Origin of the sequence: Amycolatopsis thailandensis (assembly GCF_002234405.1) — a bacterium.
Lineage (GTDB): Bacteria > Actinomycetota > Actinomycetes > Mycobacteriales > Pseudonocardiaceae > Amycolatopsis > Amycolatopsis thailandensis.
Genome location: NZ_NMQT01000077.1, coordinates 1 through 16,291 on the forward strand (window position 1 = coordinate 1; position 16,291 = coordinate 16,291).

At 67.7% G+C, this 16,291-nt stretch carries 4 protein-coding genes; all 4 read right to left on the reverse strand.

What is annotated here, in order from left to right; all coding sequences use genetic code 11:
* The coding region (locus CFP71_RS43695) for a flavodoxin-dependent (E)-4-hydroxy-3-methylbut-2-enyl-diphosphate synthase (RefSeq protein ID WP_167406229.1) at window positions 1–175 on the reverse strand (175 nt) is incomplete at its 3' end.
* Window positions 172–1,965 carry a 1-deoxy-D-xylulose-5-phosphate synthase gene (locus CFP71_RS22150; protein WP_093935859.1) on the reverse strand — a complete coding sequence of 598 codons (1,794 nt, stop codon included), beginning with the start codon at window positions 1,963–1,965 and terminating at the stop codon, window positions 172–174. The genes CFP71_RS43695 and CFP71_RS22150, both read right to left, overlap by 4 nt.
* 26 nt (window positions 1,966–1,991) lie before the next feature.
* Window positions 1,992–3,230 carry a 4-hydroxy-3-methylbut-2-enyl diphosphate reductase gene (locus tag CFP71_RS22155; RefSeq protein ID WP_208636008.1) on the reverse strand — a complete coding sequence of 413 codons (1,239 nt, stop codon included), beginning with the start codon at window positions 3,228–3,230 and terminating at the stop codon, window positions 1,992–1,994.
* Window positions 3,231–3,936: 706 nt separating this feature from the next.
* The gene (locus CFP71_RS22160; RefSeq protein ID WP_482746722.1) at window positions 3,937–16,212 is read right to left on the reverse strand and encodes a WXG100-like domain-containing protein; all 12,276 of its coding nucleotides are present in this window, start codon (window positions 16,210–16,212) and stop codon (window positions 3,937–3,939) included.
* Between the last annotated feature and the right edge of the window lie 79 nt (window positions 16,213–16,291).

A 16,291-nucleotide genomic window follows, 5' to 3' on the forward strand; every position in this document is an offset into this window, starting at 1 on the left:
CGGCGATCTGCTGCAGGGTCGCGTTGACGTCCGAGGTGAGCGTGGTGGTCATCGACTGCACCGAGATCGGGTGCTCGCTGCCGACGCCGACCGGCCCGACCTGCAGCTGTCGGGTCTTGCGACGCTCGGAGAGGACGGGAGGAGGAAGCGCTGGCATACCAAGCGCGACGGTCATCGAGTGGCCTCCGCCGAGGTGGGAGCGCCCTCGGGAAGAGCCGGTATGGACGCCGACGCCACCCGCGCGATCGAGGGGCCGTCGAGTCCGCACGCGCGAAGGATGGTGGCACGATCGCCGTGGGCGAGGAACGACTTGGGCAACCCCAGAGTCACCACCGGAGTCGTGACCCGGGTGTCCGAAACGGCCTCGCGCAGGGCGGAACCCATCCCTCCAGCGCGGACACCGTCCTCGACCGTCACCACGAGCCGGTGCCGCGCCGCGAAGTGTACGAGCACCGGATTGACCGGCAGGATCCAGCGGGGGTCCACCACGGTCACGCCGAGGCCTTCGCTCTCCAGGAGTTCAGCGGCTTCCAGCGCGGCGGTGGCGGTGACCCCGGCGGCGACGATCAGGACGTCCAACGGCATGCCGGGGCTGCGGCGCAGCAGGTCGACACCGTCCATCCGTTGCATGGCGGGGATCGCGGGTCCCGCGGTCGCCTTGGGAAAACGCACCGCCGTCGGGCCGGTGGACACCGCGACCGCTTCGCGAAGCAACAGCGAGAGCTGGTCAGCGTCCCGCGGGGCCGCGACACGCATGCCGGGTATGCGGCCGAGCAGGGCCAGATCCCACATCCCGTGGTGGCTGGGGCCGTCGGGCCCGGTGACCCCCGCGCGGTCCAGGACGAACGTCACCGGCAGTCCGTGCAGGGCGACGTCCATCAAAGCCTGGTCGAACGCGCGGTTGAAGAAGGTCGCGTACACGCAGACCACCGGATGGCTCCCGCCCATCGCGAGACCGGCGGCCGAGGTCACCGCGTGCTGCTCGGAGATACCGACGTCGATGACCCGCTCCGGGAATTCCCGGGCGAACCGGCCGAGCCCGACGGGCAACAGCATGGCGGCGGTCATCGCGACCACGTCTTCGTGCTCGGCGCCGATCTCGGCGATGACGTCCCCGAACAGGCTGGTCCAGCTCCGGCCCGACCCGGGCTTCTGTTCGCCGGTCTCCGGATCCATCGCGCCGACGGCGTGCATCCGGTCCGCTTCGTCGTTTTCGGCGTGGACGTACCCGTGTCCCTTCTCCGTCACACAGTGCACGACGGTCGGCTCGCGCCGAGACGCGGCCTCGCGGAGCGCCTCTTCCACCGCCGCCGTGTCGTGCCCGTCGACCGGGCCGAGGTAACCGAGACCGAGGAGTTCGAAGAGAGTGGTTCCGGTGCCTTCACCCGAGCGGAGGGCGGCGAGGTGGTCGGCGAGGCCGCCGGCCGTGGGCGCGTAGGAGCGGCCGTTGTCGTTCAGCACCACAACGACGGGGGAGCCGCCGGCGCCGAGATTGTTCAGTGCCTCCCAAGCGAGACCACCGGTCAAGGCTCCGTCACCGACCACGGCGACCGCTGTCCGGTCGTTCTCGCCCCGCAACCGGAACGACTTGGCCAGGCCATCCACATAGGACAGGGCGGTCGAGGCGTGCGAGTTCTCGACCAGGTCGTGGACGGATTCGTAGTTCTGCGGATACCCGGCGATCCCACCGGCCTTGCGCAGGGTGCCGAAGTCGACCGCGCGTCCGGTGAGGATCTTGTGCACGTAGGACTGATGGCCGGTGTCGAAGACGATCTTGTCCTTCGGCGAGTCGAACACGCGGTGCACCGCCAGCGTGAGCTCGACGACCCCGAGGTTCGGGCCGAGGTGACCGCCTGTGCGGCTCACCTCCCGGACCAGGAACGTCCTGATCTCCTCGGCCAGCTTGGACAGTCGATCGTGGCCGAGCTCCTTGAGCTCCGAGAGGCCCGGAAAGGATCGGGTCACGTGAGTTCACCTCTTCCCATGAATAGTCAGCCGGTCTGCCGTCGTACGGCCGCGGGCAGTCCGAAGTGGATCGTCTCGCGGGTGACGGCGCGTTCTTCGACGGTGACCTCGCCGAGGCCGCCCAGGGCGGCCACGACCTGGTCGACCAGTCCCGGCGGAGTGGAGGCGCCGGAGGTCACTCCGACCGTGTCCGCCCCCGCCAGCCATTCGGGCCGGATGTCGGCGGTGTCACCGATGAGGTGCGCGGACTTGCCCGCGCGGCCGGGGATTTCGGCCAGTCGCACGGAGTTCGACGAGTTCGGGGATCCGACGACCAGGACCAGGTCGGCCTCGGCCATGATCGCCTTCACCGCGTTCTGCCGGTTCGTGGTGGCATAGCAGATGTCTTCGGTCGGCGGTTCGCGCAGCGCGGGGAACTTCGCGCGCAGGGCCTTGACGACGTCCGCTGTCTCGTCGACGCCGAGCGTCGTCTGCGTGAGGTAGGAGATCCGCTCCGGATCGGGCAGGTCGAGATCTGCGACGTCGGCCGCGGTTTCGACGAGCACTGTCGCGTCCGGTGCCTCACCCATCGTGCCCTCGACCTCTTCGTGTCCCGCGTGACCGATCAGGACGATCGTGTCACCGCGTGCCGCGAACCTCTTGGCTTCGGAGTGCACCTTCGTCACCAGCGGGCAGCTGCCGTCGATCACTTCGAGACCACGTCGGTCGGCTTCCTTCCGTACTGCGGGGGAGACGCCGTGTGCGGAGAAGACCACGGTGGCCCCGTCGGGCACCTCGTCGAGCTCGTCGACGAACTTCGCGCCCCGGCTCGCCAGGTCGTCGACGACGTGTGCGTTGTGGACGATCTGTTTCCTGACGTAGACAGGGGTTCGCCGATCCTCGAGGACTCTTTCGACTATCTCGATCGCCCTTTCCACCCCCGCGCAGAAAGACCGCGGGGAAGCCAGCAACACCCGTCGGGGCGCGGTGACCGCGCTCCAGGTGGCCACGACCCGGCTGACGGTGTCGTGGTGGGCGGTGGAAGCACCGGCGAAGACCGCGAGATCCTCGTAGTCATCGAGAGGTTTGCTGACGATGTGCAGGGTCTGGTCCGCTGTGTCGAGCCGCGAACGTTCCTGGATCGGGACACCGGCGCGACGGAGTGATCCACGGAGCAGACCGCTCGCCGGGCAGCGGAGGATCCTGTCCCCATCGTGTAGTTCCGGGCTCAGTACCGCGTAACCCGCCTCGGTCTCAGCCTCGGCAGCTCCGGATTCGGTACGCATCGACACCTCTCTCGCGGACGCTGGGCGTTCCGAGCCCGATCGTCGTCCGTGTGGCCCCGGAACGTGCTGTGTCATCTCCGGATTCTGGAACAGGGCGTGGCTGGACCAAAACGGGCGTTCCACGCGGCGGACCCGCGGGACGGCCCTCCTGCTGCCTGGCAGCTCCATGACGACTTTTTGAGGGTTGCTGTGGTAGGGGGTCGTGAGCGGCGGAGGCTCGGAGGTGTCGCGAAAGCCACTTTCGCAACGGTGAAGGTTGTGAACGTGGCTTTCGCATCACGACCACCCCGCCTCAACGGACCCGACCCAGCGGTCCCGATGGCATCACGCGTCGCGACATGCCCACAACTCCTTCGCCAGGTCGGTCCAGGTGGTCGTGAGTGGCAATGAGTGTTCTATTGAGGGGTAGGCAAAGGTGTCCTGTCGGGTGTCGAGTCCGTGACCTGCGCTCGACGGTGACGACCGAGGCGAAGGGGACTTTCCCCTCATCGCATGAGCGGAAAGTCCCCTTCACCTCGGGTCTTGCGGTCGTCGTGGGTGACGGAGGCCCGGAGGTGTCACGAAAGCCACTTTCAGGACGCCTGATGTCCCGAAAGTGGCTTTCGCGACACCCGAGGCCGACGTGCGGACGAGCGACACAACACGCCACATTTGCCTTACCCCTCAAATAGAACCCGAAACGCCACTCACGACCCGTGCGAGCCGGTCAGGGGAGCGGAGCCTCGTCGTCGCCCGACGTGTTCATGATCTCGATCACCACATCGTGCGACTGGCCGCCGGTGCGAGCGCGCGACTCGCCGACCCGGAAAAGGTGCTCCGCGACGGCCGAAATCTCCGAGTCGGGGCCGAACCGTTCTTGCCGGCGGGCTCTCCTCGCCGCTTCTTCACGAGTGAACCATTCAGCCGCACGTGCTTTGAGCTCGGACGCGCGCGCCTTGGCTCGCGCCGAGGCCTGCGCGGTGCCGGTGGCGGGGGAGTCGAAGAGGCCGGTGATGAAGACATGCGGGTAGTCGTATCCGGCGTTCGCCGCAACCCGAAGCGCGCGCACGTAGACGTGACGGAAGAGGTTCTCCAGATGCCGGTTGCCGTCGCGGACGACAGCCGGACCTGGCGGGAACCTGACCTCGACCTGCCGGGGGAGCGTGATCGGCTCCGCGCCGGGGACCGGTGGCCTGGCGTAGGCGGCGCCGGGTGGAGCGACATGGGCGTCGAGGACGGACGGGGCGGGTGCGGCCGGCGTCGCGGGCCCCACCGCCGGTGGCGCCAGGTAGGCCTCGGCGGCTTCGGCGGCCATGGTGGCCCGCTGCTCAGCCATGGCCGCTCGCTCGGCGTTCTCGGTCGCGGTCAACGGGTGCCACGGCACCGACGGCGCGGCGAGGCCCGAGTCCCGGACCGCCTCCGTGTGGCCGAGCTCGTGCCGCCAGCCGATGGGCTCCCGCGAGTGGACGGCGACGAGCTCACCGTTTCTGAACAAACCCCAACGTAGAGCGAAAGAGGTCCGGCCGTCGGACAAAAGCTGGTCGATCGGTGCGAGGACCGAGCCGCCCAGGGTTTCGGAGAGGATGGCGGCGAGCGACAAATCGGGCCGGACCGGATGGTCGGGACGCTGCCCCGGCTGTTCACCGGCTCGGTCGGAAAGCAGCAGCACCCTGTGCGAGCCGGGCGCCATATCGCGCACCCAGGTCGCGAAGTCGCGATAAGAAACCCGGGTGCTGTCCCTCAGAAGCACCTCACCTCGGGGATTCGGCTGGGCCCAGATCGTCAGGACACCGTGGAACGGACGCAACGCTCCCCAGTCCAACCCCATGAGATCCGTCCGCGACGGGAAGATCATCGCCCCGCCGGGCGCCTCCATGGCCAAAGCCGGGCCTTCCGCTACGAGGAATCCGAGCTCGGCCAGGCGCTCTGGGCCGAAGGAGGGGGAAAAACGGAGTGGCCCGAGCATCGACGAGTCGACTCCGTGAGGATCCCGATAGGTGAATGTGGGCACCCGCGCCGGAGCCTGGGGGAAGGGCGGAATCTCGACGAAGGCGCTGCGACGTCGTTCCGTCAAGGTGCCGCCGAGGCTCTTGGGGGATGGGGCACGGCCGCCTGAAGTGGCCACGATCGCCTGTGCCAGCTGCGCGGGATCGGTGCTGGCTGTGCCGGACTCCCGGCTTTCGTGCTCCTCCCTCATGCCGTTCAGGATCCGCAAGCGCACCGAATCCGCGCGTTCCTGACCGGTCGCGGTGGCCTGCGCGGTAATCCGGGAGTTTCCATACCCGGTGATCTCGATCCTGGGAAAGGGTCCTCCGGCCCGCTGGGCGTTCACCAGGGGAGAGTAGAGAGCTGTCCCTAAAGCGTGGAGTCGGTCCACGGCGTCGTGGTCCACAACCGAGCGTGCGCCTTGAGGAAATCTGATGGTTTGGTTTGTGGGGTTGAGGATGACGGCTTCGGGGTGGGGGGTGTCGCCGGGGTGGAGGGGGCGTGCGCCGTGGTGTTCGGTGATTTCGGTGTGGGGGCTGGTGGTGGTGTGAATGGTGCCTTGGTAGCCGAGTTCTTGTGCGGTGGTGCGGATTTGTTCGGTGTGGGTGGGGTCGGGGAGGCAGGTGACGAGGAGGATGTCGTGGTGTTTCCAGGTGGTGCCGAGGTAAGCGAGGGTGGTGTCGAGGGTGGTGAAGAAAGTGGCTGGGCCGGCGGGATAGGGGATGGTGTAGCCGGTGTGGTCGTGGTGGGCGAACACGAGCCGGGCGCCGGGGTGGCCGAGTTGGGTGGCGAGGTCGTAGCGGGCCGCTGCGACGCGCAGGGCGGGGGCTTCGTGCTCGGGTAGGAAGCCGACTCCGGTGATGGTGCCGTCGGCGTCGACGAGGTGTTGGTAGAGGGCGCTCGGGGCGGCGTGCGGTGTGCTCGGCCGGCTCGCGGACGAGGCGCCCGCCGCTTCTTCCGCTGTTTCCCGGAGATTGAACAGTTCGATGACGACCTCGTGGGTCGTGTCGCCGTCGTAAGGGCGGGAGCCGAGGCGGATGAAGGACTCCAGAAAAGCTTTGCTCTCTTCCGGGGATCCCGCGTCGAATGTTGATTCACGGCGTGCGGCTCGCTCGTCGAGTTCCTTGGCCATCCACTGCACTGCCAGGTCTTTGACGGTCCGTGCGCGAGTCTTTCCCAGCTGTTTCGACCTTGGCGTGTCTTCTTCGAGACCGGTGATGACCACCTGGGGAAAGGTTTCCGCCTCGTCATAGGCCTCTTGGGCGTGAAGGTATACCTGGCGAAAGAGTCGTTCGAGTTCGTTGCGGTAGCGAAGTTCGATTCTGGGCGAATCCGGTGAGAATTTGATCCTGGTTCGCGCGGGAAGTTTCACCGGCTTGGAAGCGCTGGGCAGCGGAGGCGGTGGAGGCGGTGGATTGATGTAGGCGTCCGCGGCCGCCGCAGCCGTCAACCGGTCCACGGATTGTGCGGTCTCAGCATGCCGCGGGTATTCCAGGCGGGCGGCGGCGACCGCGTAATGAACCGCGGAGCCCTCGTAGTTCCCAGTTCTGGGCCTGTCGTAGACCTCGAGCAGGGCGCCGTCGTGGAAGAGGCCCCAGCGGTTGGCGTGCAGTTCGCCTCCGTACGTCCAGGTCGTGCCGGTGAGCGTGGTGAGGACGCGGCCGTGTGTGATCGAGGACAGAATTCCGCCGAGCGAGGCTCCGGGCACGCCGGGCTGGCTTTCGGTGCGCCGCGGTTGTTCGCCGCCATGGCTGGTCAGCAGCAACAGCCTCTGGGCGTCCGGTGCTCCGTTCAGCATCTCGTGGACCCAGGTCGCGAAGTCGCGGTAGGGCATGGTGAGTCCGCCCCGGAGTAGCACCTCGCCGGTATGGTGATTCACCCGGAGCCACAGTGAGATCACACCCTGATACCGGCGAATCCGGCTCCATTCCGATCTCATCGCGACCAGGCAGTTAGGGAAGATCATCGCACCGGTCGGGCTCTCCAAGGCCAGGGCGGGGCCCGGGGGGACGAGAAAGTCCCGGGGAACCCTGATCGGATCGAACCGGCTGCCGAATCGAAGAGGCTCCATCCAGGAGATGTCCATACCGGACGGATTCCGGTACGTGAACGTGGGAACCCGTCCGGCGGGCAGTGGGAACGCCGGTATGCGCACGAACACGCCGCGGCGTCGTTCCTCGAGATCGCGGCCGCTGCTCAACGGGGATCCCGCTCGGCCGTGAGTGATCTTCGTCATCGCCTGGGGCACCAGATCGAAGTCGGGAAGCCTGTCGGCGGCGGGCCGGTTCTGGTGGGCGACGTTCAGGCCGAACAGCAGCGCGACGACCACCGAATCCGCGCGGGCGACACTCGTGGCCATGGCCCGCCCCGGACGCCGGGAGTTGCCGTAGCCGTGGACCTCGATCTCGGGAAGCTCGCCCCTGGACTCGTAGGCGTTGAGCAGGCCGTCGTAGAGGGATTCTCCCAGCTGGATGACCCGCTGGGCCGGATGATCGGCGTTGAACCAGTCTCCCGCCATCAGGTCACGGACCCCTTTGGCGAAAGTGACCGTCTGGCTTGTGGGGTTGAGGATGACGGCGTTTTCATGGGGGGTGTCGCCGGGGTGGAGGGGGCGTGCGCCGTGGTGTTCGGTGATTTCGGTGTGCGGGCTGGTGGTGGCGTGGATGGCGCCGCGATAGCCGCGTGCTCGTGCGGTGGCGCGGAACTGTTCGGTGTGGGTGGGGTCGGGGAGGCAGGTGACTAGGAGGATGTCCTGGTGTTTCCAGGTGGCACCCAGCCCGGCGAGGGTGATGTCGAGGGCGTCGAAGAGACCGGAAGCGTCGGTGGGGTCGGGGACGGTGTAGCCGGTGTGGTCGTGGTGGGCGAAGACGAGCCGGGCGCCGGGGTGGCCGAGCTGGGTGGCGAGGTCGTGGCGGGCCGCGGCGGCGTGGAGGGTGGAGGCTTCGGTTTCGGGTAGGAAGCCGACTCCGGTGACGGTGCCGTCGGCGTCGATGAGGTGCTGGTAGCGGGCGGTCGGGGTGGCTCGCGGTGTCGGCGTGGGAGCGGGGAAACCGGCGCCGACAGTGGTCCCACCCGAGCCGAGCGGTGTCGTTGCGGGGCGGGTGAGCGCGCTGTGTGCGTGGGCGGTCAGCAGGTACTGGGGGCCGGTGACCTTGTGGAGGCGCATCTGGCGGACCAGCTGCGTGAGCCGCTCCGGGTTGCGGGAATCGCGCAGGGAAGGCTTGTCGGCGAGGATCTGTTCGACGCGAAGCCTCAGGAGGTGGTGATACGCGGGGCGATCGGCGGGCAGGGATTCGAGCCGGTCACCGTGGAGGTCGGCTTCGGCCACCGCCTCGGTGATCACGCGGAGCAGGTCCGGCTCCGGCCCGGTGACCCCGTCCCGGCGCAGTCGCGTGGCCAGCTGCTCGACGGTGTCGGTCTTGTGGGTCCAGGCGGTGGCGTAGGCGAGATGCCCGATGATCTCGCGGTTCCCGGCATCGGCCGAGTCGAGAACGCGGCCCAGGATCGCCCCGGCCGGCCGGGGAGCCAGCAGCGCCCGGGCGGCCTCGGGGTCCATGGCGGGGAGCCCCAGGCGGGCCTCCACCAGCTGATGCAGGCCACGGAGTCCTTCTTGGACGCTGTGCCCCCGCAGACGGTCCACTAGAGCGGGAGTGTCGAGCCCGGGTTCGCTGACCAGCAGCGCGTCGATCAAGGAGTGGATACGCGGATGGTCGCTCGGCCTGGCCGCCGAGAGGACCCTCCGCTGGTCGTGCACGGCGGAGTCGACAGCCAGTTCGGCGTTGCGCACGAGGTCTTCTCCGCCGAGGAGGCCCGCCTGCTCGGCGCGATGCGCCAAACCGGCGGCGGTGTCCCGCGGGTGGTCGACGGCCAGCCGCCAGAGTAGAAGAGTGGCCGGGCCCGGTTCGTCCGGGGCGAACACCCCCGGCCGCCGGTCTCCTCGATAGGCCGGGCGCCACGCGGAACCTTCGGCTTCGGCCCGCGCCAGCGCCTCGGTGATCGCTGTGTTCAGTTCCGGGTGCCGGATGCCTTCGGTATTCAGCTGGAGGCGTACCGCGGCGGGAGTAAGGCTTCCGTGCGCGTCGACCACCTTCCTGGCCAGGATTTCGGCGATCTCCCGTCCTGTCACCAAACCACCGGTGCGTCCCGCTACCTCGGACAGCGGTAGTGACCGGTTCCCCGTCGAACGGCTTGAGAACTGTGCTTCGACCCAGGCGTTCAGGTGAGATGCGGGGGCGAGGCCGGGGGCGTTGTCGACCCGGAATCGCTCCAGCACCCCGGCCAGCGTTTCGAGGGGAAGCCCGGCCAGGCGCGACATGGTGGGCAGCGTGGCCCGGTCCAGCAGCGCCCCATCGGCTTCCGGCTTCAAGGAAGCGACTTCAGCCAGCGGAGCAGCAGGGGCGGGCAAGGCGGGAACGGCTGTGTCACGCGAAACCGCTGAAGACTCCGCTTCATTTTCCTCGACGAATCCGAAGCGGATGGCGCGACCGCCAGCGCCGCCCCCCTCTGGAGTCTGGTCGTTGCCGGAATTCGCGCCGCGCGCTTTCGGAGGCAGAAGTGAGGCACCGGCGTCCGGATCGATCTCGACGATCTGGTCCGTGATCACGCGTAGGTCGCCGGTGTAGCCGTGGTCGCGCGCGAGCTCTCGGAATTGGTCGGCTTCGGCCTGGCTGACTTCGCACGAGGCCAGCAGGAGGTTCTCCTGGCGCCAGGGCAGGACCCCATCCTGCACGAGCGCGTCGAAAATCCTGAACATGATCGTTGCGCTCGCTCGGCGTAAGCGATCCTCCTCGCGCGAGATCAAGAACCGGTCCCGGACATGGTGGGTGAAGATAACCCGGGCACCCGGATGACCCAGCTGAGCGGCCAGATCCCGGCCCTGCATGGTTTGCGCGAGGGTTTCGGCCTGCTCCTTGTGCCAGAAGGCGACCGCGCGGACGACCCCGCCACTGTCGATGTAGCGGTAATAGATCGACCCGTCTATCTCGCCTCGGACCGCCGACACCGAGGCGGCCTCAGAGCCGAGGATGAGAGTGCCGGCGGGGTGATTGCCGTTGTCGGCGAGACGGCGGCCACCCGTGGGAGTGAAGGCGACGGGCTTGTTCGGATGCGCGACGGTGAGATCCAGATGCCGCCAGCCGGTTCGCCGGCGGATGAGCCGGGTGAGGTTCGTCCCTGACTCGGGGGTGACACGGCAGGAGAACAGTTCGATCGTGCCGGTCGACGCCCAAGCGGCGATCGAGGCGGGGAGCTTGGCGAGCACCTCGGCGAACTGATCGGGGTCATGCCCGACCTCGACGGAAGTGAGGAAACCGGGTAGGAGGAAGGCGCCCCCTCGGTGGTGTTCACGGGGGACGACGACGCGCAGGGTGCCCGTGTTCGGCTCCGGGAAAGCGTTGAAGATGTTCTGGGTGAAGGCTTCGCTGACGAAGGCGACACCGCCGGCGAAGGGCATCGCCCTCACTGGTATCCCGGTAGGTGAGGTGACAGGGATCGACAAGGAGCCTGCTGGCGGAACATCGGGCCGGATCGCGAGCATGGTCTGGGCGTGGTCGCGCAGAACGTCTTCCGGTGTGGTGACTTGCCGTTCTCCCGGCGCCCTGACGAGGCCGGTCATCCTGTCGGGGTTGTCGGGATCCCGGAGTTCCGGATCGGACAGCAGGATCTCGCCGCTCCGCCGGCGAAGGACTTCGTCCACGAAGGGGAGCGGCGGTGCCGGGGCGCGGCGCCGGGCCGCTTCGGCCGCCGCCTGAACGACCACTTCGGTCAGCGCCGCGGGATCCCCGAGGAGCCCCTCCTCGATGAGGCGGGTGACAACTTGCTCGGTAGCGGCGGAACGGAGGGACTCCGCCTGTTCGGGACTGAGGCCGTGATTCGGATCCTCATCGATCCGCGGGTGTTTGACACTGCTTTCGGAGTATGTCGATTGTCCGCGTTTGCCGCCGAGGGTGAGCGTGCCGGGCGGCAGGCCGGTGGGTCGCTCGACGGTGGCGACGATATCGCCGCCGCGGGTGATGGAGACGAAGCGGCCAGGGTGGGCGGAAGTGAGTTCGACACCGAGAGCCGCACGGGCGATGGCGGCGAGCCGGCCGGTGTGGCCGGCGGGGAGATCGCAGGCGAAGAGCTCGATTTCCCGGTAGTTGTGCCATCCCGCCAGCCGTGAGGGCAGGTGTCCGAGGGTTTCGACCAGCTGCGCGGCCTGGTGGGGGACGGGCCGCACACCCTCGCCAGGCAGCAGGAACAGGTCGTTCCGGTGGTGGACGACCAGAGTGAACACGCCCGGCCTGGGGTGGGGAAAGGCGTTGAGAACGTTGGTGGCGTAGGTGGTGGGGACGAAGGCGACGCCGCCGTTGCCGGGTAGGGGGATGGCGTTGACGATGAGGCCGTCGTGGGTGGGGATGGGGATGGTGTGGGTGCCGGGTAGTGGTTGGTGGGTGGGGAGGGTGTAGACGGTGTGGGCGATGTCGCGGAGGGTGTTTTGGGGGCCGGTGATGTGGTTGCGGCGCATGTGCCGGACGAGGTGGGTGGTGGCTTGGGCGGGGTCGCGGGTGAACAGTTCGTGGTGGTTTTTCAGGACGAGTGATCCGGTGCGGCGCAGGATGGCGTTGTGGTCGGCGGGCCGGTGGGTGGAGAGTGTGGTGTAGCGGTCGCCGTGGGTGTCGGCTTCGGCCAGGATTCGGGTGACCAGGGGTGTCAGGGCGCCGTTCGTGTCACGGATGCCTTCTTGGATCAGGAGGGTGACCAGTTGTTGGATGGTGTCGGTTTTGCGTTCCCATGCCGCGGCGTAGGCGAGTGAGCCGATCCAGTTTTGATCGGCTTCGTTGGCCACGTCGAGGAACCGGCCGTGGTATGTGCCGGTCGGTTGCAGGGTGGGCAGGCCGTGCTGCCGGGCGGCTTCGGCGAGCGCGGGATCGTCCGCCAACGCCTGTTGACGCTCGCTCGCCAGCGCGCGCACCGCGGATTCCTCTCCGTGTGCGTTGAATTCGATCAGTGACGCGGCTATCTGTTTTTGCGTGAGAGAGGAGCTGTTCGCGAGAATCCGGTCGAGCAGAGCGATGCCCCTGTCGCGGTGCTCCGGTTTGGTGATCGTCAGGTGCATGTGACGGCGGCCGTCGTTCGTGGCTGCTTCCATGGCGGCCCTCGCCGCCTCCAGGAGCTGCTTAGTGCCGGTGGTGAAGCCGGTCGCTTCCGCGATGGAGGCTATCGCGGTAGGGCCTTTCGTGGGGTCGAGGACGACTTTTCGGTACAACCAGGCGGAAAGATCGTCGGCGTGGCCGTCTTTACCGGAGTTGAGGAGTCCTCGGTAGGTGGGAAGCCACAGCTCACCACTGGCCCTGAGACTGGCTCGTTCCGCGGTGAGATGATCGCTCATTTCTTTGACCGAGGGCTTGCTTTTCCCGCTGGGGTCCGGCCATCTGGTGACCAGGCATCTGATGTTGAGGTCGCCGAATTCGAGCAGGAGTTGCTTGGCGGTGGTGGCGAGTGCCGCCTCGGCCGGTGAGGTGTCCGGCCCGTAGCCGGTGGGTTCGCCCTCCACTCCGATGGCCCGCGCCGCGGAAGGGAGTTCGTCCAGGTCGAGCGGGGCGAGCGAATAGTCCGGGGTGAGCTTTTCCACAGGGGTCTCGAAGATGGTGCGCGCGATGGTTTCGAGGTCGTCCTGAGAGCCGGTGATGTGTCGGGTCCGCATGTGCGTGACCAGGACCGTGACCGGGTCGGCGGAGGCGTAGAGGGCCGGGGTCACGTTGACGATCGCGCCGGTCCGGGCGTGGATGGCGGCGTGCTGGCCCTGATCGGCGGCGTCGAGGACGGGCAGCCGGTCGCCCTGGAGAGTGGCTTCGCCGATGACGGTGGTGACGATCTCGCGAAGGACGCCGGGATCTCCCGTGATGCCTTCATCCAGTAGCAGGTGGGTCAGCTCGTCGGCTGTGGCGGTCTTGTGTTCCCATGTCGCGGCGTAGGCGAGGGAGTCGATCCAGCTTCGATCGGCTTCGTTGGCCACGTCGAGGAACCGGCCCAGAAACGCGCCGCTCGGCCGCACGATGGGGAGCCCTAGCTGCCGGGCGGCTTCGGACAACGCGGGATCGTCCGCCAACGCCTGTTGACGCTCGGTTATCAGCGCGCGTAGCAGATTGCTGTGTCCGTGCACGTTCAAGTCATTCAGTGAGGCGAGTGTCTGAACTTGAGTGCGATCGCTGGTGTTCACGATAATCCGGTCGATCAGGGCGATGATTTTGTCGCGGTGCTCCGGATTGGCGAGCGTCAAGTTCGCGTGGCGGCGGCCGTCGAGCATCGCTGCATCTATCGCGTCCCTCGCCGCGTCCACGAGATGCGAGTAGCCGGTGGCGAAGCCTGCTGTCGCCGCGGTCTTGGCTATCGCGTGGGGACTGCTCGCGGGGCCGGCGATGACTTTTTGGTACAGCCACGCGGTGAGATCGTTCAACTCGTCTTTGTTGTAACTCTCGTAATTGCGTTTCCCGCGATAATGCGGACTCCACAGTGTGCCGGAAGCGGCCTGCTTGTTCCGTTCCTGCCTGAATTGGTCTCTGGCCAGCTTGGCGAATTTCTTCTGCGGGAAGATCTCATGAGGAATCGAGTAGGAGAGCCACTGCGTGGAGATGTCGCCGTACTGGTGGAGGATGTTCGCGGTGGTCTCGGCGAGCCTCGCCGCGGTCTGGGGATCTTCGGGATCGGCCGCCATCGTGCCGCCCCAGCGGCGTTTCGGTGCGAGGTGGAGCGTGTGGGGGATACCTGGGTCGGTGAGGCTGATGCCGCCGGTGGGTGCGACGAAGAGAGGGGTGTGGAGATAGGGGGCGTGGAGTTCGACGCCGAAGGTGGCGTGGATGGCGGGGGTGAGGTGGTCGAGCAAGGCGGGGGTGAGGTCGCAGGCGAGGAGGTCGATTTTGGTGTGCTTGCTCCATGCGACGAGCTGGGTGGGGAGGTCTTGAAGGGCTGCGATGAGCCTGGCGGGCTGGTGTGCCGGGTCGAGTGTGTGGTGTCCGGGTAGTGCGAAGGTGTTATCGCGGTGTTGGGCGATGACGCGGAAGACGCCGGGTTCGGGGTGGGGAAAGGCGTTGGTGATGTTCGTGGTGTAGCTGTCGGGGACGAAGGCCACGCCACCGTTGCCCGGTAGCGGGATGGCTCGCACCGGTTCGATCGGTAAAGACGTGGGGACGTCGTGTGGTCGTGCCGTGGTGATCGCTGAGGGCTCGGACTCCGGCGGTGACGGTGCGAGGTCCGTGAGAGCTGGGACATGGAGGGTGTCCGGCATGGCGGGGGGCCGGGTGGTGGCGGGTGCGGTCTCGGTGAGGATGGACTGGGTGCTGTCCGGCAGCGCCGTGCCGTCGGCGCGCGCGGTGGCGGCGAGGTGCCCGCCGGTGGTGTCGGGTCGCGCGGTGGGCAGGGCCGGTGAAAGGCCCGCGGTGGTGCTCAGCGGGGCGGCGGCGCGATCGGCCTGAACACGTGATGACGTCGTGTGCGGACTTGTGGATCTGGTCCGGTTCGACGTGTCGGGCCGGGTCTCCGAGCCGACCGCGGTGTCCGGGGTGAGGAACCGGTGACCGGGTGGCGCACTCGCGGTGTCGGTGGGTGAACCGCGTTCCACCTTCGGCGCGAGGGTGTCCGGCGTGGAGGTGCCCTTGTTTCCCGGTGCCGGTGTCGTGTCGGCGACAAGGGGCGCGTGAGGGTTCGCGTCACTCTGCGGCGAAGTTGTCGTGACTGTGACACCGGAGCCGCCGTACGCCGCGGCGGTGGTATGGAGTGTGCCGAGGGCGTGGGGGCTGGTGGTATAGGCGGGGGTTTTGTCTTGGCGGAGGTCTGATTGTCCGGCAGCCGGGGTGTAGGAGGGTGGTGATTCGTGTGTTTTGGTATTGCCTGGGCCAGGTTGTTCGGTCGTCTCCGCTTTTTCGGTGCTAGAGGGTTTCTCCGCGTCCTCGGGCTTTTCGACTTGGGGGATGGTGAGGTCGGGGATGTGGGGTGGGTGGATGGTGTCGAGCGTGCCGCTGGTGGTTCCGGTGGTGCGGCTGCCACCGTAGCGGGAGAGGGCTCCGAGGGCGCCGAGGGCGGGGTTGCCGACGGGGGCGCCGAGGGCGAGGTTGATCAGGGGTGCGGTGGCGACGACGGTGATCATCTGGCCGGTGGCGTAGGCGAGGTCGCCGAGGGCGGCGAGGGGCTTGTCGATGGTGGTGACGACCTGGCCGACGGTGACGTTGTCGGCGAGGAGGTCGTCGGGATGGCGGGTGGCGAGGCGGTCGCGGAGGCTGAAGGTGGTGGTGCGGATGCCTCCGGCGGCGGAGTGGAAGATGCCGGCGAAGGCGCCGCCGAGTGCGCCGCCGACGAGGGATGAGGTGAGGGATTTGGTGTCCCAGCCTTGGCGGTCGCCGTCGGCGATTTGGCGGGCTTGGACGCCGAAGTCGGTGCCGCCCATGAGTGCTGCGCCGAAGGCGGCGAAGCCGCCGGTTTTGATGGCGAGGTCTTTGGCGAATTTGAGGAGTGCGGTTTTGGTGGCGTGGGAGAGGCCGCCGCTGAGGGAGAGTTGACCGAGCCGGGTGATCAGGGCTCGCCAGATCGCGGTGAGCGCGACCCTCGCCGCGGCGATGACGACCCCGGTGAACAGCGCGCCGATCAGGGTGGCCATCAAGTGGATGATGGAGGCCAGGGTGAAGGCGGCGAAGACGACGAACATGACTTTGGTTTTGTAGACGTCGGCGGCGGCGTTCTGCGCCATTTTCGCCAGCTCACCCGCGGCCTCGCCGAGCCCGGCGACACCATCAGGGATCGTGGTGTTCAGGCAGTGGGCGAAGAACTCCCCGGTCTCACCCTCCAGAACGTGCGGTACCTGAGTTCCGGCCGCTCGGGCAGCGGCCTCGTACACACCGGCGGCGTCCTCGAACGCCTCCCACGCCTTCCACAACGCGACCAAGCCCTGATCGTCACTCTCCGGCCACGACAACCCCAGAGTGAACTCCAAGAACTTCCGCACATCCGGCGGAATGTGCACGCCACCCGCACCCACAGGCGGCACCTCCTCCGAAAAACCGAGTCGTCATCCACTGGCGGGCACAAAACGGCCCGATGCAAGTCACCTTGCACCGGGTCGGTGG